Genomic DNA, 23,532 nt, shown 5'->3' on the forward strand with positions numbered 1-23,532 from the left:
CAGAACGGTCCGAGATCATGAGACGAGCTTAGCCAAAGAAGCAGGTTGGGGGTTAGCATGACGATGCAGGCGTTACCGCAGGCGGCGGAAGGGGTTGCCAAATCACGGTCTTTTCGTTTCCACCGCGCCTTGTCTTTGATCTCCCGTCCGGTCTGCTTGCTTCACTTCTCCTAGCCCCGACCCTGGCTCCCTTAACGAAAGGGATAATGGTGCAAAGCGGCAATGCAGAGACTACAAGACACGAACCCTGCTCTGATATCGGTTTTGACTCGCCTTTTCTTTAGCTAAAACGCGACGAATTTGCCGCTGCCGAGCAACGCGTCCAGCGCGATCAGGCGGATGGCGGTATCGGACCCGGTGAGGACGTACACGGGTGCCGGCGTTCGTTGATCGTTCGGCTCGCCGCGATCCGTCCAGGTTTGGAAGCCGTAGACCGGCAATGGAAAGGAATAAGTGCGTTCGGGCCCGGAGGCCGCGTAGACGAGCTGCTTGCTCGCTTTGAGCTTGTCGATAAAAGTATCGGGCTGGATGGTCAGCGGATTGCCGGTCATCCATAACAAATTGTCGTACGGATCGAAGCGGTCCGACGTGTACACGATCCGGCCGGGGGTGAGCGGGTCGCGGCTGCCCGCCGCGAGCCGGGGCGCGGCGTACCCGGCCGCCTGCTTGTCCCAGCTGCCCGCGGTTTCGGGCAGCCATTCGCCGTCGGCGGCATGGACGAATCGCGGTTCGCCGCCCTCCGGCAGGCGAACCATCCACTCGGCCAATGCCGGGCCGGCGTAAAGCGGGACGGCGGTCACCCCGCCCGCCGTCTCCGCCGCGCCGAGGCCGCTGCTTCGCAGCGCGGCCTCGAGCAAGGCCCGATCGAATACGGAATAGGCGCCCATTCCGTATTCGACCAGCTTGTAATCTCCGCTCTCCGTCGCGGAGATGATCAGGTAGCCGCGCTGCGCCGAGGCTGGCAGCGGCGAGGCCCCGTCGCGGCCGGTTGCGCTGGCGGCGGCGACGGTCACGAGCCAGCTGTGCGTGCCCGGCCCCAGCGGCTCGATGGCGGTGGCGGCGCCGGCCCAGGCGGTGAACGGCTCGGCCTGCGCCAGCTGGCCGATAGCGTCCGCGGCGAACCGGCGCACCGCCTCGGGAGTGGGCTCGCCCGCTTGCAGGCCGGCGAGCCCGGCGGCCGTCGCCGTCGCCGTCGCCGCCGCGGCTTCGGCGGCCGAGGCACCCGGCCAGCCGGCCGGTCCCGGCAGCGGCAGGCCTGCCGTATATACAGTGCATGCGCACAAGAGAATCTTGAAAGCTAAGGACAGCTTCGTTCCGGATTTTTTCATTAGTGGCGTCATCGTTGGCATCATCGTCTCCCCTTTGCGAATGGTTTTCAGCATTTCGTCCGGTTTAGCGGATGCTTGTCCATTGTACCGAAGCCGGCTCGAAAAGGATGTTGCAACCTGTCGCGCGGCTAGTTTGCGAACGGCTTCTATTTTTGCGGTCTTTTAGCGAGATCGGTCTATTCCTGGTCAACGCGGCGAACGCAGATGAAAGATGCCGCAGCCCAAGGCCGATACGACAATTCTCGGCTCGTACTGCCAGCGGATTTCTCCCCGCCTCGCTTCGTATTGCTCCCGGGCCCCCTGAGCCCGCTCTTGGTCGGGATCCTTCAGCAGGTCCTTGTAATAGGCATCGATCAAGGCCAGCTCGTCGTTCAGCCGTTCGCGGGCGCCCGCCGACCAGCTGTTATCGTAAGCTTCGATCCGGTCGGCGAGTTTGGCTTCCAGAGCTGCGCGGCCATCGTCCAGCGAAAGCCGGGTCGGCTCGATATGGATGTTCTCCGGCAGGCGGGGCGCGAGGTTCGTCGCCGCGAGCCGCGTCCGGAACGATTCGTCGATGTTTCCCGTGAGCAAGGAAACGCCGTAAAAATGCAGTTCCTCGCGCTTCATATCGCAGCAGAACTCCACTTTAAAGCAGGCGCCGAGCCACGGCTCGTAGGCGGCGGGCAGCAGGGCCATGCGCTGGCGCGGCCCTGGCTCCTCAAACAGATACATGTAGCGGCCGCCCCGTTTGGCCGCTTCGAAAATCTGTTTGAGTCTGGGGTGCCCGAACGCCAGCTCCTCGCGTTGGATCCGCCCCGGTCCGAGGATCGGGAGCGGGCGAACCGCGCCGAAATAGCGGCCGAGGAGGGCATCCTCCTGCGGCGGCTGGCCCCCCGGCGCCCTAGGCGCTCCCGCCCCGGGGGCATCGCTCTGCTTGGCCGCCCGCGCGTCCTCGGCGGCCTGGTGCTTCTCGGAGTCGAAGATGAACGAAAACGACATCGTTTCCGGTTCGGTCCCGGTCCGTTCGATGAATCCCCAATAATACGGACGGTTCGTTAAGTCCTTGTCGGCCCGCGGAGATAATTTCACCGTCACGTGGTGGGGCGATTTTTCGAGGATTTGGCAATCGGTCGTCTCCAAATACGTCATGACGAAATCGCGAATCTGCTCGCTGGTCATGGACACGGCTTGATCAACCTCCTAACAGCTGCTGCAGGTCGCCGCCGCCGTCCGCTTCGGTCGACTCCGCATCCAGCTCGGTTTTGATGGTATGGAACGTGCGTCCCAACGTCTCGACGCGGCTGGCGATTTCTTCGTCACTGCCGGATTCGAGCAAAATTTTGTAGATGCTTTTCTCCAGCGAATGCTGCTTCTCGAAACGCTCCAAAATAACGTCGAGCTGGCCGATGACCATTTCGAACATATTGATCTTCTCGTGCAGCAGGTTCAGAATATGCTCCTCGATCGTCCCTTTGGTAGACAGGTTGTAGATTTTGACGTCGTTCGTTTGCCCCAGCCGATGCACCCGGCCGATCCGCTGCTCTACCCGCATCGGGTTCCAGGGCAGGTCGAAGTTGATCATCTGGTGGCAGAACTGCAGATTGATGCCTTCGCCGCCCGCTTCGGTCGCGATCATGACCTGGGCTTTGCCGCGGAACAGGTCCATCATCCAGTCCTTTTTGCCGCGGTTCATCCCGCCCCGGTAAGGGACGGCCGTCATGCCGCGGTCGCGGAAATATTTCAGCAAGTATTCCTGCGTGGCCCGGTATTCGGTAAACAGGATCACCTTGTCGTTCATGTCATGGATCAGTTCCATCGCTTTCTCCGCTTTGCTGTTGGCCTGAATCGCCTTGATCAAGTGGACGAGCTCCCAGATTTTGTCCCGGATGGGGGAATCGGGGGCCAGCTTCTTCGATAAATTGACGAGCGTCACGAACACGGCGTCGCGGCTGCTGCATACCTCGCGCTGCAGCGTGACGAGCGACAGCATGCTGTTCAGGTCGCCGCCGGCAGCCTGGTACTGATCCTTCACGAAGGAGGTCACGCCGCCGTACAGATTTTTCTCCTCCTCCGAAAGCTCCACGTGGATATTCCGGACGATCCGTTTGGTGAACTCCAGTTCGCCGTCCCCGCGGCGGTTGCGGATCATCACCTTGGCCAGCTCGCCCTTGAGCTGCCCTTCGTTCTTCGGCTGGCGTTTGTCGACGACGAAATTGGCCGCAAACTCGCTTTGACCGCCGAGTTGCCCGGGCTTCAGCAGCGTGATCAGGTTGAACAGCTCGCCCAGGTCGTTTTGCACCGGGGTGGCGGTGAGGAGCAGGCAATATTTTTTCCGCAGCTGCACCATGAACTGGTAGTTGGTCGTTTTCTTGTTCTTGAGCTTGTGGGCTTCGTCCACGATGACCATATCGTATTCATTGTCGAGCAATATTTGTTTGTGCGGATCGCGTTTGGCGGTATCCATGGAGGCGACGACGACGTCGTTTTGCCAGGAGTACTCTTTCTTCTGGGCCACGGCGGGAATCGCGAATTTCTGGTTCAGCTCCCGCACCCATTGGAGCACCAGAGAAGCGGGCACCAGGATCAGCACCTTCCGGACGAGCCCGCGCACGATGTATTCTTTTAAAATCAAGCCGGCTTCGATCGTTTTGCCAAGTCCCACTTCGTCCGCGAGTATGGCGCGTCCCCGCATTTCGAACAGCACCTTGCGCGCGGTTTCGGTCTGGTGCGGCAGCGGCGTGACGCCTTGCAGATGCTTCAGGCATTGCATTTCCTCAAAGCTCGTGACCAGCGAAGCGGTTTCGGCCTTAAGGGCAAGGTTAAACAGCTTCCAATCGTCCCAGGGGCCGCCTTTCTCCTGCCGGGCGTGAAGTTCGCTGAACCAGCTCCGGTCGAACTCGACGGGAACCCGGTCGTGCAGGGCCGGCTCCGCCAACATGCTTGGGGAATGGCTGAGGGGCTGAGGATTCATGATGTAAAACCTCCCTTATCTTGCGTGTTCGCCTATACGAAAGATGATTTTCAGTGAAAAACGAAGTTTCCGGACATGCCGGATGGCTGCTTCTTGCAGACGTAGGTGTAGTATGGACGAAAAAGAAGAAGTTCATAACTTCGCGGGTTCGGCGTCCGTGAGGAGCAAGGTTTGTACTTCACGGGAGGGTCCGGCGAATAGGGGGAATGGAAACGGATGCAGAGCATTTTCATAGGGGCCGTCTGAAAAATAGAGAGAATCGGAGCAAACGGGTGCTTGGACGAGCCGAATTCGGATAAAAGCCTATAATTTCATCCTGGCCTGCTGTGACAACGAGATATTGTATAGTATAATGGTATTCGCACACAATATGTTGTGATACATACATATGATGATAACGTTCGTAGGGTGTGCGCAGCGGTTTGCGGCAGGCGATTGCCGGCCTAAAACGGCTATTTTTTCGATTTTTTCGCGTTATTTCGACTTTAGGGACCGACGCGGATGACCGATATAATGTAGGATGCTTTTCGAAGGAAGCGGGTGCTTTCGTAGTCGGCTTTGAGCGTGCGGACTGTACGTGAAAGCAGCGCTTTTACAAAACTTTTGGGAGGGTGTTTTCTTTGAAAACCGTGCAAAAACAGCGCCTTGAGGGGCTTAGCGAAAAAATCTTCTTGGATCGGTACGCCTGGAAAAATCCTGACCCCAGCCATGCCCAAGTCGGCGATGTGGTCCTCGTATTGACCAAAGACGATCCGAAATTTCCGACCAAGGAAGTCGGGGAAATCGTCGCCCGCGAAGGACGTACGGTTACGGTCAAAACACGGCGGGGTGAGCTGGTGGAATCCGATGTGGAGAAACTGACCCTCAATATCGAGAAAACTCCGGAAGAAATGTGGGATCGGCTTGCCGGGGCGATGGCTTCCGTGGAAGAAACGCCGGAACTGCAGGAAGAGTGGGCCGAGAAGTTCAGATCTATCCTTGACGACTGGAAGCTGGTACCGGGCGGGCGAATCGCGGCCGGCGCCGGCGCCAGCGACGAGTTGACTTTGTTTAACTGCTACGTCATTCCTTCGCCGAAAGACAGCCGCGGCGGCATCATGGAAACTCTGTCGGAGATGACCGAGATCATGGCTCGCGGCGGCGGCGTGGGCATTAACCTCAGCTCTTTGCGTCCGCGCCGCGCGGTCGTCAAAGGCGTCAACGGCTCTTCGAGCGGTGCCGTCTCCTGGGGCGGGCTGTTCAGCTACACGACCGGCCTGATCGAGCAAGGCGGCAGCCGCCGCGGCGCGCTGATGCTCATGATCAACGACTGGCATCCGGACGTGCTCGACTTCATCACCGTCAAGCAAACGATGGGTCAAGTCACGAATGCGAACCTGTCGGTTTGCGTGAGCAACGCTTTTATGAAAGCCGTGAAGGAAGACCTCGATTGGGAATTGGTGTTCCCGGATACGACATATGAAGATTACAACGAAGTGTGGGACGGCGACCTCGATAAATGGAAAGCCGACGGACGCAACGTGATCCACTACCGTACCGTCAAAGCGCGCGACATCTGGCATACGATCATCGAATCGGCCTGGAAATCCGCCGAGCCGGGCGTGGTATTTATGGAATACTACAATCAAATGTCCAACAGCTGGTATTTCAACCCGATCATCTGCACGAATCCGTGCGGCGAGCAAGGTCTGCCGGGGTGGGGCGTTTGCAACCTGTCGGCGATGAACCTGTCCAAGTTCTACGATGAAGCGAACCACGACGTGGCTTGGGACGAACTGGCGACGACGACGCGTTATTCGGTCCGTTTCCTGGACAACGTCATCAACAAAACGCCTTATCATTTTGAAGAAAACGAGCAAAACCAGAAGAACGAGCGCCGCGTCGGCCTCGGTACGATGGGTCTGGCCGAACTGATGATCAAGCTGAACATCCGTTACGGCAGCCCGGAATCGCTGGAATTCCTCGATAAATTGTACGGCTTCATCGCCAAGGAAGCTTACCTGGCCTCCGCGGACATCGCGGAAGAGAAAGGTTCGTTCCCGGCCTTCGAAGCGGACAAATATTTGCAAAGCGGATTTATGAAGGTCATGACCGAGGTTTATCCGGAAGTCGGGGAAGCGGTTCGCGAAAAAGGCGTCCGCAACGTCACGATCATTACCCAGGCGCCGACCGGCAGTACGGGGACGATGGTGGGCACATCCACCGGGATCGAGCCGTACTTTGCCTTCAAATATTATCGTCAAAGCCGTCTGGGCTTCGACGAGCAGTTCGTGCCGATCGCGCAGGAATGGATGGATGCGCATCCGGGCGAAGAACTGCCGGATTACTTCGTGACCGCCATGAACCTGTCGGCCGAAGATCATATCCGCGTGCAGGCCGCCATTCAGCGCTGGGTGGACAGCTCGATTTCCAAAACGGCGAACTGCCCGTCCGACTTCACGGTCGAAGAGACGAAGCGCCTGTATGAATTGGCCTTCGATCTGGGCTGCAAAGGCGTAACGATTTACCGCGACGGCAGCCGCGACGTGCAGGTCCTGCAAACGGAGAAAAAAGAAGACAAGAAGGAAGAGGTTGCGACACCGGCTGCGGTGGAATCCGCGGCACAGGACAGTGCGGCTTCCGCAACCGACAACAAATACAAGAGACGTCCGCAAGTGCTGCACGGGGCGACTTATAAAATCAACACGCCGTTCGGCATGGCTTATATCACGATCAACGATTTGAACGGCATTCCGGGGGAAATCTTCCTGAACGTCGGCAAGGCCGGCTCCGACGTATTCGCCATGGCTGAAGCGCTCGGCCGCGTGTGCTCGTTGTTCCTGCGTTACGGCGACCACGGCGAGAAGGTCGAGCTGCTGATCAAGCACCTCAAAGGCATCGGCGGCACCGGCGCCATCGGCTTCGGACCCAACCGCGTCGAATCGATCGCGGACGCCGTCGCCAAAGCGCTGGAAACCCATGTGCAAAACGGTCCTTATGGCGACCACGACCCGGCACCGGTAGCGGCGACGATCGCGCATCATGACGATCACGGTATTTCCGTCGGTTCGCATGGCGACCATGGCCACGGCAGTGCGCCGGCCACGTCCCGCGACCTGTGCCCATCCTGCGGCTCGGCCTCGCTGATCAACGTCGAGGGCTGCAAAACGTGCAGCAATTGCGGGTATAGCAAGTGCTCGTAAGAGAGTACTCAATGGGGTAAAAGAAAAAAAATCGCCTTATCTTGCCCTCTTGGCCAGGATATTGGCGATCTTTTTTTATGTTCTGGCATATCACGGCCAGGTGCACCTGTTGCATCATCCGTTTCCATTGACTCTGCGGTACTCGAGGTTGTTTTCCATGACGAGGGCTGCGGTGCCGATAAAAAACGCGTTTCCAGGGAACTTTGAGCGTGAGATTTGTACCTTACGGCGGTTGCCCGCGGCGATCATGCGGGTGTTGACCTCCTGCTCAAAATGCTGAAACAGTTCGTCTTTTGCAAACCACAGGTCGCCTCCGATAAAAATACACTCCGGGTCATATAGATTCACAATGTTGATCAGGCCGCTCACAAGATATCGGTTCATCCGTTCCAACGCAGAGGAGCAGACTGCATCACCGGCTTCTGCCTTTATCAGCAGTTGCATCCAGTCCATATCGTGCGGCGCGCCGTTCTTATGAGCCCAATTGAGGGTAGCGCGTACACTGCTCATTGCCTCCAAGCAACCGCGCTGTCCACATGCGCATAGCTCACCATCGGTCAGCACAATCATATGGCCGATAATCGAAGCCAGCCCATTCGTGCCGGTGTACAAGCGTTGATTGATGATGACTCCCCCGCCGATCCCGGCTGTTACGCCCACATACACAAAATTGTTATACGGCTTCCCGCCTCCGTAATACATCTCTGCCAGAGCAGATACGGCCATGTCATTCTCGATATAAACGGGAAGGTTCCAACGCTCCTTAAGCCGGGGAACAATATGGATCATGTCGATGTTAAAATCAGGAGGATCAATGATCACGCCTTCCGCCATATTGATCGGGCCAATACTGGCAATACCGATGCCCCAGACCTTCTGGATGGGGACATTTTGGAGAATGATTTCGCACATGGCCAGCAAGCCGCTTATAAAGCTGTCCTCGGTAGTAAATTGCCCGATCGGAACCTGGTTATGAAGAACAATGGCACCGGTCAGGTTGATGATTCCAACCTGCAAATAGTCCCGCCCTACGCTAATGCCCAGGGTCAGCAAACTGTCGGGGACCACTTCCAATAAGGTCGGGCGCCGTCCGGCGATTGATGCGGTAGTGCCGCATTCGCGTACGATACCGTCCTGCAAAAAATCAGCAATCAGCGAAGTGATGGTCATTTTGCTCAGCTGTGTTTGTTTGCTCAGCTCGATTCTGGATATTGGGCCGCATGTTGCGATGGTCTTTAAGATGAGAAACTTATTGGTTTCGATCATATTCTGATGATTAACGCCCCGCATTGATGCCATCTCCATATGTATTCATAATATTTACCCACTCACATCTTGAAAGTATATGATTCGTATTATATCACACATTAACGCGCAATTGGTAAAAATGCGTTTCTATCAACAGTATAATAGCATTTATTGTATCCGGAATCATTAATAGTAAATGTTAATTATTAATTATAATTTTATCCATGAAAAGCAGTAGATGAAGAGAAAAATATTATGTTTAAAACAATTGGGATTATATTGACATATGGATGTAAGCGGTTTTATAATCCCAATAGTAAGAGATAATTACTATTTGCTATTCCCGTATGGAATCGCAGCCTCCTTACGGTTTCGGATCAAAAAATAGGTCAAGCGATCTGAGATGAACTTACGGGGATTCGAAGGGAGTGATGGATTTTGCTATGCGGATAGGAGTAGATGTTGGCGGCACTAAGGTATCGTGTGCGCTGATCGGAGAGGATAAGACCATTCTTTCAAAAGTAAGCTTTGATACAGGGGGGGGACGGCCATATACGGATGTGCTGCGTGATGTCGCGGATTCGGTTTATTCCGTTCTGGACAAAGCCGGATGCCGGCTCGATGATGTGGAAGCGGTTGGCCTTGGCTGCCCGGGAATATTGGATCAGCAAAAGGGTGAAGTGATTTACTCCAACAATATTGCCTGGGAGAATGTACCGCTTGTAAAAACGCTGCAGAAATATGTGCCAAAGGAAATCTATGTGGACAACGACGCCAATTGCGCGGCATTGGGAGAATATCTCTGCGGAGCGTCCCAAAGGACAAGTTCATCGGTTACAGTTACGCTGGGCACCGGCGTTGGCGGGGGGGTTATACTCGGGGGACGTATTCATAGCGGATTTAACTCGGCGGCAAATGCAATCGGACATATGGTCATTGTGTCCGGGGGGGTGCGATGCACCTGTGGGCGAGAAGGATGCTGGGAGTCCTACGCCTCCATCACTGCGCTGGTTCGTATGGCTGAGGAGATGGCTGAGCAATTTCCGGATTCCCTTCTGGCCGAGGTGAAGAGGCACTCCGGCCAATTCAACGGAAAGAACATTTTTGATACCGCCAGGCAAAATGATGCGACTGCCTTAAAGCTGCTGGACAAATACTACTATTTTGTGTCGGAGGGGATCATCGACATCATTAATGTTTTTCAGCCCCAGATGATTGTGATTGGCGGTGGAATCAGCAGCGAAGGCGACTATCTGTTATTGCCCATCATTGCCAATGTAAAAAAGGGGGTGTACTGCAAGCAGGTTCCGCTGCCGCAAATTACGATCGCCAAACTGAACAATGATGCCGGAATCATTGGCGCAGCTTACCTGAAAGGATATCAGGCAACTGCTGTGAAGCAAGGAATATAACGCTGATCGAATATGTGTTTCACGAGGAGGATAATTCTATGTCTGGCAAAAAAATTCTGTCCCTAATTCTTGCCGTTTTCCTTATGACGGGTATCCTTGCAGCATGCGGTGGAGGGAACACCTCCGGAAACACCGAAAATTCTGCTAAAACGGAGAATACACCTACCCAGACCAGCGGAAAAGTGGAGTTTTGGCTGGATAAAATGGGCGATGCGGAAAAGGCGGCTCGCTTGTCCGAAGCCTGGCAGAAGGATTCGGGGGTCGAGGTCGTGTTCACCAATTACCCTGATGTAGCGGCCTATCAGACCTCCATCCAGCAAACGATTGACGACCCCGGCGCTCCGGGCCTGTTTACCTGGTGGAGCGGCCCCCAATTGGAAACTCTGGCCCAAAACGGCAAGCTGGCTGATCTGTCTGCGGAATGGGATAACTACATCGCCGACGGTGTTTCCGCTGATGTCAAGGAAGCTTTCACGGTGGACGGAAAGGTCTACGCCGCTCCTTACAGTCTCCGATATGCGTCCGTGCTTTATAATGTGAAAGTGTTTGAGGCTGCTGGCGTGGCTGTTCCCACCACATTCGACGAGTTTCTGGAGGCTTGCGAGAAGATCAAGGCCAGCGGCGTCACCCCCATCGGCTTGAAAAACGATTCATGGGCCAGTTTCATCTGGTTCCAGCAGTTGATTGCAGCCTATGATCCCCAACTGTATTTGGATCTCTGCGATGGCACCAAACCCTACACCGACGATGCGGTGAAGGAAGTTATGTCGATCTGGAGAGAGATGTTTGATAAAGGTTATTTTGGGGAACCCATTATCTACAGCGACCTCCATAAAGAGTTTGCTACCGGCGTCGTCGCCATGATGTTGGAGGACAGCCCTACCGTAACCGGATTACAGAGCGATTACGGCATGGAGCCCGGAACCCATATCGACGCCTTTATCCTGCCCAGCATGAATGGCGGGAAGGGCACCATCTTCTTTGAAGCCTCGCCGATTGTCGTCACCGAGGCTAGCGCCTCCAAGGAGCAGGCTCTCGCCGCTCTGCGCAGCTTCTACAAACCCGAAACCCAAACCGTGATGGTCAACGACCACGGCATTGCCAACATAAGTGCGATATCCGTGGAAAACCAGACCATTCAGCATATTTTGGATATGACTGGAGATTCTGCCCATTACCAGCTCATGCTTCGCTTTTATGAAAATACTCCCGAGGATTTACGCAATACTGCCCTCGATGAGCTCTCTCGCTTTATGTACAGCGGCGCGGATATTGACGGTGTGCTGAATAACATCCAGGCCAAGGCGGACGAAGTATTCGGCTGAATGGGGGGGTTCCTTTGAAGAAGAGCAACTTCGTTTGGACTAATTATCTTTATCTGCTGCCGGCGGTTCTGTTGGTTGCCGTCTTCTTTGTCACATCCATTGTGTATACCGTACGTCTCAGCTTCTATGAATACGACGGATTTTCAGCCATGCGGTTTGTGGGAGTGGAGAACTACCGTTATCTGTTTCAGGATGCAAACTTCAAAATATCATTAATGAACACCGTCATCTGGGTCGTGTTTTCCCTTTTGTTCACACTGGCGCTACCGCTGCTGTTGGCCATTTTGATTACTAACAGCTCCTGGGTCGGTGGGTTTAAGAACATTTTTTACTATCCCACGGCTCTGTCTGGCACTATAGGAGGCATTATCATGGTGGCTATTCTCTCTAAATACGGCATTCCCCAGTTGTTTGGCCTGCTGGGATTTGAGAGTATGGTTCGGGATTGGCTGGCCATCCCTTATGTAAATACATTTATCATGATTTTGATGGGAACATGGCAAGGCGTAGGCTTGAACACCATTCTATTCATCACCGGGCTGGCCACCATTCCCGATTCCCCTATTGAGGCTGCCAAGATTGAAGGTGCGCGGACGATTCAGCTTTACAACAAGGTCATTCTGCCGCTTCTCAAGCCGACCACGGTGGTTGTGTTGCTGATGTCGCTTGTGAACAGTTTTAAGGTGTTCGACTCGATCTGGGTAATGACGAAGGGCGGCCCTTACCGAACCTCCGAAACCTTGGCGTTGACGATGTACCAGGAGTCCTTTATCCACGGCAAGTTTGGTGTGGGTGCGGCAGTGGCTGTGGTACTCACCATGATCATCCTGCTCGTCTCCTATTTCAATATCCGCAACACCTTCGGAGACACCGACCGGACTGCCTGAGCGAAGCGCGAAAGGAGAGCCCTCAATATGAAAAAAGTAAGCAATGGAAGAATAGTCGTGAATGCAGTGCTGATTATTCTGTCTATTCTATGGATATTCCCGGCGATATTCGCCCTCTTCGGGATGCTAAAGAAAAAACAGGAATATAACCTGGGAAACTTCTGGGATCTGCCACAGGGAATAAGCCTTGTTGAAAATTTAAAGGGACTCGCCGGCCCCTTCGGCATCGTCAAGGGAATGTTCAACAGCTTGCTGTATGCCACTGCCTCGGCCGGGGCGGCAGTCATCATCGCTACCCTGGCAGCCTATGCCATCGCCCATCTCAAGATCAAACGGCCGATGCTCTGGTTCCTATTTATCTACAGCGGGACCATCTTCCCGTTCCAGGTCTATTTGATTCCGGTTTACAAAGGATTGACGGCCACGAACCTCTACGATACCCACTTGGGGATGATTTTGTTCTATACCGCCATCTGCGTGCCCTTCTGCATGTTTGTACTGCGAAATTATTATCTCGGCATATCCAAGGAAATCTGCGAATCGGCAAGGATCGACGGCTGCAACAGCTTGCAAATTTTGGGGCACATCTTTGTCCCTATGTCGATCGCCCCGCTGTCCGTTGTGTTCCTTACCCAGTTCAACTGGGTGTGGAACGAGCTCATGTTTGGACTGACCTTCACAAAATCCCGGGAAATCCGTCCGGTAATGGCTGCGATTACGCTTATGGACAAAGCGAATGTGCCGGTTATTCTTCTGGCCTGCGTGGCAGCATCTATCCCGACACTGCTGCTGTTTTTCCTGCTGAACAAACACTTTGAAGCCGGGTATGCTTACCAGAGCAAGTAATTTTTAAGGAACGGAGTCGATTGTTATGAAGCTGTCGAAAAAATGGAAGGTATTCCTCATCCACCACTCCCACACCGATATTGGCTACACCGAGCGGCAGGACAAAATTATCCATTATCATTGCGATTTTATAAAGCAGGCGGTGGATATTCTGCGGGAGATTGATCGCACCGGCAATGAGGATCGCAAAGGCTTTGTTTGGCAGTGTGAAAATCACTGGCAGGTCAAAAACTTTTATGACCATGCGCCTTCGGATTATATTACGGACTTTGAAAAATATGTACGGGCAGGACGGATTGGACTTTCAGGAAATTATTTGAATTTAACCGAACTTGTCAGCCGAAATGTCCTATACGATTGTACGATTCAAGCCAAGGTGTACGGCGAGCAGATTGGTTTTCCAGTCCGCAGCGGCATGAGCGCCGATATCAACGGGTTTGCCTGGGGATATGCCGATGTACTGCGGGAGTGCGGCGTGGAGCGCCTGTTTTCCTGCCTGCATCCCCATCACGGAATGTTCCCCCTAAATAAAAAGCAGACTCCTTTTTACTGGGAGGGGCCATCCGGAAGGAAGGTGCTGGTATGGAACGGTGAGCACTACCACTTTGGCAACGAGCTTTGTTTTTCGCCCCATGCGGCTTCTACTTATATGATTCACGATGAAGTAGGCAAGAAGCTCAGAGGAAACCAGATCTTGACCACCAGCCCCGAGGATACGGATCAAGTCGAGTTGGCCATCCTCGATGAACGGCTGGAGCGCTATCTGCAGAATCTGGAGGAGGAGGGGTACCCTGGCGATATTGTGCCCTTCATGATTTCGGGCGCGATTACCGACAACGCCCCGCCAAGCGTAGGGATCGCCGATCGGGTCGCCTTGCTGAACCGGAAGTACGCCGGAACGCTGGAAGTACAAATGGCCACGCTGGACCAGTTTTTCGATCATCTGGAAGCGACGTGGAAGGACATTCCGGTTTACCAGGGGGATTGGAACGACTGGTGGGCAGACGGAGTTGGCTCCACACCGGCGGTGGTCAAGGTATTTCGGGACGGCCAGCGAAAGTACAACCTCTGCAAAAAGCTGGATCCGGATTCCGCCCTTGGGGATGCCGGCTTAATGCAGAAAGCGGCGGAAAATCTGATCCTCTACAGCGAGCACACCTGGGGTTATTCCTCCTCCGTATCGGAACCTTGGGAAACCTTGGTTGGGGAGCTGGAGCAAAAAAAATCAGCATACGCTATCAATGGCAACACCGAGGCAGCGGACAACCTGGACAGGATTTTAGCGAATAAAGGTGAGGTGGCCATCCGGCAAGACCGGCCGCAGCACTTTCGGATCATGAATCCACACGACATTCCGGTGGAGACTACCGCCAAAATCTATATTGAGTTTTGGGAGTATGTCGGTGGGTTGGACTATAGCCTTGATGTTCCAATCGAAGTGTTTGATTTGGCCACCGATGAGGTAATGAAGCACCAGGTAAAAAGAATCGCCCGAGCCTATGAAATCGAAATCCCGCTCAACATGGGGCCGAAAGAGGAACGTTGCGTCGGGGTGCGCGCGACTGGCCGGTATAATAATCAAACCTCCCAGAGCCATGCGCATATTGGCGCGGAGGGGATTGCCGATGTACTGCAGCCCGGGGTGCTGCGGGAAGATGTTGCCTGCGTGGAGACTGCGCACTACCGGGTGGAGTTTGATCAAAAGCGGGGGATTACCTCGATCATAGACCGTACGAGCGGGAAGAATCTAGTCCGGCAGGATGCCGTTTACGCCCCCTTTACCGGAATCTACGAGGTTACCGATATCCGCACCACCCCGACGGAGGAACGTCGGCGAATGGGACGCAACCGCAAGTCCCCGGCAACCAGACGGTATGAAGCTCGCCTGACCGATATCCAGATTGTCGAGAGCGGGCCTTTGTTTGTCTCTTTGCAGCTCGACTACAGCCTGGAGGGCACGCGGTTCTACATGGTGTTCCTCAAGCTGTACCGGGAAATCAATAAAATCGAGGCCATGGTGCGCGTCCACAAGGATAGTGTGTGGGAGCCGGAAAACCTTTATGTGTCGCTGCCGTTCACTGCGGGCGACGATGAGGTGAAGTATGTGGACAAAACCGGTTGCCTCATTCGCCCGGGAATTGATCAACTGCCGGGAAGCAATATGGAATTCTACCTGATCCAAAACGGACTGGTGATGCAAGCTGGTGAACGGCAGGTAGTGGTATCCGTCAAAGACACGCCTTTGCTTACGTTTGGCCCCCTTGAAGCAAAACCGATCCGGCTATGTGACGGCAACAATTGGGAACTGAACCGAGGGGAAACCTTTGCCTGGGCCATGAACAACTATTGGGAGACAAACTTCAAGGTGGACCTGGGCGGCTTCTATGAATTTGCTTTTACGCTTTCCACCGGGGAAAAGCAGACAACCGAAGCTGCTATGGGCATTTGCGAGGCTTATAACGAGGGCTTGCTCGCATTCTATATTTAACCGATGAGGAGCACTTTAGATATGAAACACGGGAAATACCATAACTATGACTTGGAGCCGGTACTGGACATCGAAGGCTGGGACAACCATGCTTTTTCGGGGTGGGAAGCAGTCCGGAAAGAGTTGGGGCGGCATATGGATCAATGTCGGGTATTTGTTTTTGATTTTTATCCAGGAACAGACAAGGAGGAAGTAGCTAAGGAGTTGGCGCTTTTGTCTCCGGCGCTGATGTTGGACTGTGAAACCTGCCTGTTCCCGCCGCAGCAGCTGGAACAGAGGCTTGCCCCCAGCCTTCCGCAAGACCCGGTTTTCGGTGTCATGTTTTATGGCAGGTTGGAAAGCTGCTTTGACCCCGCCTCCCTGGATGCTTTGCGGACAGAAATTGAACGATCCGATGGCCCGATATTTCTCTATGGAACAGGCGCGTCACTCGTAACCAAAGGTGATATGCTGGTATACCTCGATTTGCCCCGTTGGGAAATCCAGTTGCGCTATCGCCGGGGAATGACGAACTGGCTGGCCGACAATCCCGATGCGCCAATCCTGGAAAAATACAAACGCGGTTTCTTTGTAGAGTGGCGCATTGCGGACCGGCATAAAACCGAGTTGCTGGGGAGCTTGGATTATCTGATCGAAACCACCTCGCCGGGCCGTCCAAACATGGTTTCCGGGAACGCCTTTCGCTCCGCTCTCAAAGCGGCGGCTTCACGGCCATTCCGTCTGAAGCCTTATTTTGATCCGGGTGTATGGGGCGGGCAGTGGATGAAGGAGAATTTCGGGTTGCCCGAGGGACCGCCGAACTATGCCTGGAGTTTTGACGGTTTACCGGAAGAGAACAGCCTCCAGTTGCGTTTCGGACAGGTTACCTTGGAGATTCCAGCGATTGACCTGGTACTTTTCTGCCCCCGCCATTTGCTAGGCGAGCGGGTTCACGCCCGGTTCGGGGCGGAATTCCCGATTCGGTTTGATTTGCTGGACACGATGGGGGGCGGGAATTTGTCCCTCCAGGTGCATCCGCTGACCGAATACATCCAACAGACCTTTGGTATGCACTATACCCAGGATGAGAGCTACTATATCTTGGACGCAGCTGAAAACGGAGATGCTTACGTTTATCTGGGACTAAAAGAAAATGTGGACAGCAAACGCATGGCGAGCGACCTGTACCGCGCGAAAAGCGGTGAGGCACCCTTCCCGGCAGAGGAGTACGTAAACAAAATCCCGGTCAAAAAGCATGATCATGTGCTTATTCCTGCAGGCACCATCCACTGCTCAGGCAAGGATACCATGGTGCTGGAGATTAGCGCGACCCCTTATATATTTACTTTTAAACTTTGGGATTGGGGCCGCATGGGCTTGGATGGTCTACCTCGCCCCACCCATCTGGAGCACGGGCTAAAGAATATACAATGGGATCGGGACACATCTTGGATAAAGGAGAATCTCATTCATCAGAGGGAGGTGCTGGAAGAATCAGAACACCGTAAGGTGGAGCGAACCGGCCTGCATCCCCGGCAATTCATCGAGACTTTCCGCTACACCTTTTCGGCGCCGGTAGAGATGGCCTGCAAGGACAGCGTACAGATGCTGAACCTTGTGGAAGGCGGGCAGATTACGATTTACAGCAAAAGCGGCGCATTTCCTCCTTTTGACGTACACTATGCCGAAACCGCCGTTATCCCGGCGGCGGTGGATGCTTACTCGGTCCGGCCCTCGGGAATTTCAGAAGGGAAGACGGTCATGATCATCGTTGCGTCGGTCCGCTAAGTTCGCTATAACGAGCGAGTAAAGAACAAAAAGAGGGTGTTCAAAAGTTTGCTTTTGAGACGCCCTCTTTTTGTTCTTTGGATTTAGAAAAATATGTATATATTGAATATACTCATTATGGATTGTGGTTGATCATTTGCTAACTGCGTCGATTTAGGAATTTTTCTTATAGCATATTGAATATATTCATTTATATAGAATATTTATAAGCATATAAATGAAACCGCTTGCAAGAGAGGGGGGAGCCGCGATGCTGCCGGTTTATAGATGGACTATTCTATAGAAGCGATCCGATGAAGATCCAGGAGGTGATCGGAGAATGGGACCCAATAGATGGAGTAAAATATGGCATTTCAGGCATATCTATTTATTTTTGCTTCCCGCTATCCTTTGGTTTCTGGTTTTTGCTTACTATCCGATGTATGGCATTTTGATAGCATTCAAAGATTTCAAATACAATCTGGGCATCTTGGGGAGTCCTTGGGCAGGGTTTAAATATTTCGAACAGTTCTTAAACGATTCCAGTTTCTACGATGTACTCCGCAATACGTTGTCCATTAGCGCGCTAAAACTGATATTCGGATTTCCCGCTCCATTGATCCTTGCCTTAATGCTGAATGCCGTCATGCACAAAAAAATCAAAAGAGTGTTTCAAACGATTTCCTATCTGCCGCACTTCGTTTCGTGGGTCGTTGTCGTGACCTTACTTCAAAAAATACTGTCTCCGAACGTGGGGCTGATCAACGACATTCGCTTTCAAATGGGTTTGGATCCGATCTTTTTTATGGGGAAGCCGGAGTTATTCTATCCTTTGGTCATCATTTCCGACGTCTGGAAAGGGGTAGGCTGGGGTTCGATCATTTATTTGGCCGCGTTAACGAATATCGATCCGCACTTGTATGAAGCTGCGGAAATCGACGGGGCTGGAAGGTGGAGCAAACTATTTAAAATTACGCTGCCGTGCCTAACGCCGACGATTGCCATCCTGCTGATCTTTTCCCTCAGCGGAATCCTGAACGCGGGTTTTGACCAAATTTGGCTGATGCAAACCCCGGCGACCTTAGGCGTTTCGGAGATATTGGACACGTATGTGTTAAAAACAGGACTCCAACAAGGGCAATTAGCTTATTCCACGGCCATCGGTTTGTTCAAATCCGCAATCTCTTTGCTTCTCATTGTTGTAGTCAATCATATTTCAAGGCGTGTGAGCGACGTATCGCTATGGTAATAGGCCAACGTCGAGCATGAGGAGGTGTGTGCATGGGTGCGAAAAGGCTGACGCCGGCGGATCGAATCTATATGGCGCTTAACTACTCGGTGTTATTGATCTTTTGCGCCACGGCGCTATATCCATTTATTTATTTCTTAGCCCTTTCTTTCAATGACGGCTACGATGCGATGAAGGGCGGAATCTATTTTTTTCCTAGAGTGTTTACATTAGAAAACTATGCCAAGGCGTTTACCAACCCGTTGATCTTAAATTCGTTTTATGTTTCGGTTGCTCGAACCGTTGTGGTCACGGTGGGATCCGTATTTCTGACGGCTTTGTTGGCCTATGCTCTTTCGCGGAAAGGCTTGCCCGGAAGAAAGTACATCGTTTTTTTCTTTTTCTTTACCACTTTGTTCAGCGGGGGACTTATTCCGACCTTTATCCTTTTCCGGCAGTTACACATTCTCGATACGTTTTGGGTATTGGTTTTGCCCTCCCTTTATAGCTTTTTCAATGCGATTATTATGAAAACCTTCTTCGACGGGATTCCCGAAGCTCTATCGGAGTCGGCCCGAATCGACGGCGCCAGAGAGCTATCAGTATTCGCAAGAATCATATTGCCTCTTTCGATGCCGGTGCTGGCTACCATTGCCCTGTTTGTCGGGGTAGGCGTGTGGAATGACTGGTTCACCGGGCAGTTTTTCATCCAGAATGAGAAGCTGCAGCCTGCAGCAACATTCCTGAACAAAATGATCAGTGAAGCGTCTTTCCAATCGATGACGTCGTCGTCGGGTAATAGCGGATCTGCGATTCAAAACATGACCGAATCCCAGAGGGAGCTGCGAGGGGTCACCCCGGAAGCCCTGAGGATGACTTTCGTCATTATCATCACGACACCGATCATTTGTGTGTATCCGTTTCTGCAGAAGTATTTCGTGAAAGGCGTATTGGTAGGTTCCCTGAAGGAGTAGTTGGTATAAGAGGCCAAGCCTTTTATATAAAAAAATGTCCAAATGAGAGGGGAGTGTGCAGTATGAGAAAGAACAGGTCAAGGGGGATCCTTGGCATCCCGCTGATCGCTTTACTGCTATTCGTAACCATGACGGCATGTACGGGAACAGGGGGGAAAGAGGAAGCGGGCACGGGTAACACGGGTTCGAATGAGGCGGGTACCGTGAAGGAGTCGGGTACGGAAGAAATGAAGCAGGTAACCTTGACTTTCCTCAGTGCTTGGAACGGAGGAGGAGCCGGTTTCCCGCAGGATCAGGAGAATAATCCCGTAGCTAGGCAAATCCGGGAAAAAACGGGAGTGACCTTAAAACTGGAATCCATCACGACAAGCGAAGTCGAAAAACTGAACACCATCTTTGCTTCCGGGACGGTTCCGGATATCGTGAACGCCCCTTTCTGGTCGACCACAGGAGGGGAAGGGCAAGTCATCAAGAAGGCGGCGATGGAAGGACAGCTTCTGGATTTAACCCCTTATCTCGATAAATACCCGAATGTGAAAAGACTTGTGACGACCGGGATTGCGAAGGATTTTAACGAGTTCGATCTCAATGGCCCGGATTTCGAAGGGATAACCTATCTCATTCCTACGGAAACCCCGGACGGAACTCCGGAGAGCATTCATAATTGGAATTACGGCCTTTTTGCCCGGGGAGATATTCTCAAGGCGTTAAATGTGAAAGCAGAAGATATCGATACACAAGAGGAACTGTATGACTTATTGGTCAAGATCAGAGACGGCGGGTTCAAGGATATTGCCGGCAAGCCGGTGATCCCGGCCGGAACGATGTGGAATGGATGGGACTATGGTCAATTCCTTGCCGGTTGGACGGACTACAATATTTCGGACTACCGCGAGGTAGACGGAAAGCTGATTCACTGGACGCAATCCAAGGATCATGAAGATCGACTGTTGTATATGAGGAAGTTATTAACGGAAGGTTTGTTTGATCTCGAAGCTTTCAGCAATACGAGCACAACCGCGAACGAAAAGCTTACTACAGGCAAGCTTGCCGTATTCGGAGCTCAACCCATGTTGCCTGAATTATCCAAAACGCTGTATAAGACGAATCCGGAAATGCAATACGAGCTGCTTGGACCGATGAAGAATAAGAGCGGAGAAATTCGGACGCAAGTGGAAAAACCCGGCCGATCCGGTTTCCCGGTCCTTTTCTTAAGCGCGAAAATCAAAGATCCCGATGCGGCCTTACGGTACATTGATTATGTCAACAGTGAGGAAGGCCGGTTGCTTTCGTACTTCGGGATTGAAGGAACGCACTACACCCTGGAGAACGGGATCCCTCAATGGATTTCGGATGTGAAGAAACAATTCGATGAGAATCCGGATTTGAAACGAGATGCAGGGCTCAATTATCTTCCGGGAAGGTTCATTGGCGCATTCTCCGATACCGTCACTTGGCCTACGCCAGAAGATCAGAAAACGCAGTGGCAAAAGCTGGAGGAGAGCTTCTCGGCCAAATTGCCGATCAAAATCATCGATAAAGTCAGCGCCAGCTACCTGGCGAGAGAATGGCCCCAATATCAGGAATTTATCGATAAAACCAGCAGTTTGAATTTCGATGAGGAATTTAAAAAGACACTGTTTGCCGCGTCAGACGAAGAAGCTTTAACGATGCTCCATAAAGTTCAAGACAAATTTAGAGCTGCCGGCGTGGAAGAAATGGCGGAGTTTGTGGCTCAGAAAGCGGCGGAACGAGATGATGTAGGGTTCTAACCTTGCTCATCCTCAAGACGAAGGAGGGAACATGATATGTTGAACGTTGCAATGTTAAGTAAATGGCATGTGCATGCGGAGGATTACGCAAGAAGGTTGCAATCCCATGGGAAGGTGAAGATCACGGCGGTTTGGGACGAAGAACCCGAACGCGGGAGGGAATGGGCTGCCCAATTGGGCGCGGATTTTGAGGCGGATTTGGATACTCTTCTGGGGCGCGAAGACATCGATGGCGTCGTGGTGGATGCCCCTACAAGCATGCACGCGGACGTTATGGTAGCGGCCGCTCAGGCCGGTAAACATATTTTCACCGAGAAAGCGATGGCCCTTACCACGGAGGAATGCGATCGAATATCTGCGGCGGTACGCCAAGCGGGTGTCAAGTTTGGCATTTCATTTCCTGCCCGCACGAGACCCCACGAATTGTTCGCGAAGCAACTGATCGATGACCGGATCTTAGGAGATGTTACGCTTCTACGCATTCGTAATGGTCACGATGGGGCTTTGAATCATTGGCTCCCGGAGTACTGGTATGATGAGAAGCAAGCCGGGGGCGGAGCCATGATGGACTTAGGCTGTCACCCGATGTACCTTGCCAGCTGGTATTTGGGTAAGCCGAAGCGAATCACCTCCATGTTTCATTACTTCACGCATCGTGCCGTGGAAGATAATGCGCAGTGCTCCATTGAGTTCGCCAACAACGCGATCGCCCTGGTCGAAACCAGCCTGGTTACGTACAGAACTCCTTCTGCTCTTGAGATTTACGGCACCGAGGGGACTTTGATCGTCTCGGATCATACCGTTAAAGTCACTTCAAAAAATCTTGATTTACCCTTTGGCGGATGGATTTCGCCTCATCAACTCCCAGCAGAGCAGCCGCTTCCGATCCTCCAATGGGTGGATGCCGTGCTTGATGATAAGCCAATGCCCTTCGGGTTGGAGGAGGGGACGAAATTAACGGAGCTCTTGGAAGCGGCATACATTGCACATAGGGAAAACCGAACGGTGGAGTTCAAATAACGCGGGGGAGGGTGAGTCTATGAGAACGGTAAAAGTAGGGATCATCGGTTGCGGATTGATTGCGAATGACAAACATATGCCGAGTTTAGCGAAGTTGGACAATGTACAGATGGTGGGCTTCTGCGACTTGATCCCGGAAAGAGCCGAGGAAGCCGCGAAAAAATACGGCACGCCGGAAGCCAAGGTGTTCACGAATTACAAAGATCTGCTAGCGATCGAAGAGATCGAAGTCGTCCATGTGTTAACCCCGAACAGTTCTCACGCCTCGATATCCATCGATGCGCTCGAAAGCGGCAAGCATGTCATGTGCGAGAAGCCCATGGCCGTCACCGGTGCGGAGGCGAAAGCGATGTACGAAGCCCACTTGCGAACAGGCAAGAAGCTAACCGTCGGGTACCAGAGCCGTTCCAGCGCCAAAAGCCAACTGCTAAAAAAGATGATCACTGATGGGGAGCTTGGAGACATCTATTTCGCCAAAGCAGTCGCGACCCGAAGAAGAGGCGTACCTACCTGGGGCGTGTTTTTGGATAAAGAGAAGCAGGGGGGCGGTCCTATGATCGATATTGGAACCCATTCCCTTGATCTCATCCTATGGTTGATGGATAACTATGAACCGGAAAGCGTCGTCGGCAGCGTCTTCCATAAACTGAAACATACCGAGAATGCCGCGAACGAATGGGGATCCTGGGATCCAAATGAATTCGAGGTCGAGGATTCCGCGTTCGGATACGTGAAATTCAAAAATGGAGCAACGGTCATCATTGAAACCAGTTGGGCCCTAAACATTGCGGACGGTGGCGGCAACCTGCTGTGCGGAACGAAGGGGGGCGCGGATTTCAATCACAATAAGCTCCGGATTAATGGGGAGAGGGACGGAAGTTTGTTTTTGAACCAGATCGATGTGGACCCGAATGCAAGAGAACTTTTCCGGGGGGAAGTACTAACCGATTTCGAGTATGAAGCCAAACAATGGATTCACAGCATCGTGAACGATACCGAACCTTTGGTTAAACCGAGGGAAGCGATGATCGTTTCTCAAATCTTGGAAGCGGTATATCAATCCGCCGAAACGGGGAAAATCGTTTATTTTGATCAGGAATAAAAACGTGAAATAAGCAATATCACA

16 protein-coding genes are annotated in these 23,532 nt (G+C 52.8%); 12 read left to right on the forward strand and 4 right to left on the reverse strand.

What is annotated here, in order from left to right:
- Window positions 1–284: 284 nt before the first annotated feature.
- The 3 genes from ACQ4N8_RS05600 to ACQ4N8_RS05610 form a co-directional block, all read right to left on the reverse strand.
- Window positions 285–1,349, reverse strand: a complete 1,065-nt coding sequence (locus ACQ4N8_RS05600; RefSeq protein WP_430703352.1) for a hypothetical protein — start codon at window positions 1,347–1,349, stop codon at window positions 285–287.
- Window positions 1,350–1,514: 165 nt separating this feature from the next.
- On the reverse strand, window positions 1,515–2,492 hold the full coding sequence (locus ACQ4N8_RS05605) for a YqhG family protein (protein WP_430703353.1): 978 nt from the start codon (window positions 2,490–2,492) through the stop codon (window positions 1,515–1,517).
- Between the two features lie 7 nt (window positions 2,493–2,499).
- Complete coding sequence (locus ACQ4N8_RS05610) at window positions 2,500–4,278, reverse strand: DEAD/DEAH box helicase (protein ID WP_430703354.1); 1,779 nt, start codon at window positions 4,276–4,278, stop codon at window positions 2,500–2,502.
- Between the two features lie 620 nt (window positions 4,279–4,898).
- Between ACQ4N8_RS05610 and ACQ4N8_RS05615 the strand changes: the two genes are divergently transcribed.
- Window positions 4,899–7,460, forward strand: coding sequence for an adenosylcobalamin-dependent ribonucleoside-diphosphate reductase (locus tag ACQ4N8_RS05615; RefSeq protein WP_430703355.1), 2,562 nt, complete (start codon window positions 4,899–4,901; stop codon window positions 7,458–7,460).
- A 114-nt stretch (window positions 7,461–7,574) separates the two neighbouring features.
- Here ACQ4N8_RS05615 and ACQ4N8_RS05620 read toward each other — a convergent pair whose 3' ends face one another.
- Entirely contained in the window at window positions 7,575–8,750 is a 1,176-nt protein-coding gene (locus ACQ4N8_RS05620; protein ID WP_430703356.1) for an ROK family protein, read from the reverse strand.
- Between the two features lie 389 nt (window positions 8,751–9,139).
- Here ACQ4N8_RS05620 and ACQ4N8_RS05625 point away from each other — a divergent pair, with 389 nt between their 5' ends.
- The 11 genes from ACQ4N8_RS05625 to ACQ4N8_RS05675 all read left to right on the forward strand — a co-directional run bounded on the left by ACQ4N8_RS05625 (window position 9,140) and on the right by ACQ4N8_RS05675 (window position 23,508).
- Complete coding sequence (locus ACQ4N8_RS05625) at window positions 9,140–10,120, forward strand: ROK family protein (RefSeq protein ID WP_430703515.1); 981 nt, start codon at window positions 9,140–9,142, stop codon at window positions 10,118–10,120.
- A 38-nt stretch (window positions 10,121–10,158) separates the two neighbouring features.
- Window positions 10,159–11,445 carry an ABC transporter substrate-binding protein gene (locus tag ACQ4N8_RS05630; RefSeq protein ID WP_430703357.1) on the forward strand — a complete coding sequence of 429 codons (1,287 nt, stop codon included), beginning with the start codon at window positions 10,159–10,161 and terminating at the stop codon, window positions 11,443–11,445.
- A 14-nt stretch (window positions 11,446–11,459) separates the two neighbouring features.
- The gene (locus ACQ4N8_RS05635) at window positions 11,460–12,332 is read left to right on the forward strand and encodes a carbohydrate ABC transporter permease (protein ID WP_430703358.1); all 873 of its coding nucleotides are present in this window, start codon (window positions 11,460–11,462) and stop codon (window positions 12,330–12,332) included.
- Between the two features lie 27 nt (window positions 12,333–12,359).
- Window positions 12,360–13,178: a carbohydrate ABC transporter permease gene (locus ACQ4N8_RS05640; protein WP_430703359.1), complete on the forward strand. Its 819-nt coding sequence runs from the start codon at window positions 12,360–12,362 to the stop codon at window positions 13,176–13,178.
- 25 nt (window positions 13,179–13,203) lie between these two features.
- Entirely contained in the window at window positions 13,204–15,666 is a 2,463-nt protein-coding gene (locus ACQ4N8_RS05645) for a glycoside hydrolase family 38 C-terminal domain-containing protein (RefSeq protein ID WP_430703360.1), read from the forward strand.
- Window positions 15,667–15,687: 21 nt separating this feature from the next.
- On the forward strand, window positions 15,688–17,433 hold the full coding sequence (locus ACQ4N8_RS05650) for a class I mannose-6-phosphate isomerase (RefSeq protein ID WP_430703361.1): 1,746 nt from the start codon (window positions 15,688–15,690) through the stop codon (window positions 17,431–17,433).
- A 319-nt stretch (window positions 17,434–17,752) separates the two neighbouring features.
- On the forward strand, window positions 17,753–18,661 hold the full coding sequence (locus ACQ4N8_RS05655; protein WP_430703362.1) for an ABC transporter permease: 909 nt from the start codon (window positions 17,753–17,755) through the stop codon (window positions 18,659–18,661).
- 32 nt (window positions 18,662–18,693) lie between these two features.
- Window positions 18,694–19,614 (forward strand): carbohydrate ABC transporter permease, encoded by a 921-nt coding sequence (locus ACQ4N8_RS05660; RefSeq protein ID WP_430703363.1) that lies wholly within the window; start codon window positions 18,694–18,696, stop codon window positions 19,612–19,614.
- A complete protein-coding gene (locus tag ACQ4N8_RS05665; RefSeq protein ID WP_430703364.1) occupies window positions 19,548–21,386 on the forward strand; it encodes an extracellular solute-binding protein in 1,839 nt (612 codons plus the stop codon). The genes ACQ4N8_RS05660 and ACQ4N8_RS05665 overlap by 67 nt, the downstream gene beginning before the upstream one ends.
- 36 nt (window positions 21,387–21,422) lie before the next feature.
- Window positions 21,423–22,406: a Gfo/Idh/MocA family protein gene (locus ACQ4N8_RS05670; protein WP_430703365.1), complete on the forward strand. Its 984-nt coding sequence runs from the start codon at window positions 21,423–21,425 to the stop codon at window positions 22,404–22,406.
- 19 nt (window positions 22,407–22,425) lie between these two features.
- On the forward strand, window positions 22,426–23,508 hold the full coding sequence (locus tag ACQ4N8_RS05675; protein WP_430703366.1) for a Gfo/Idh/MocA family protein: 1,083 nt from the start codon (window positions 22,426–22,428) through the stop codon (window positions 23,506–23,508).
- Window positions 23,509–23,532: the final 24 nt, after the last annotated feature.

Origin of the sequence: Paenibacillus macerans (assembly GCF_050565405.1) — a bacterium.
Lineage (GTDB): Bacteria > Bacillota > Bacilli > Paenibacillales > Paenibacillaceae > Fontibacillus > Fontibacillus macerans_B.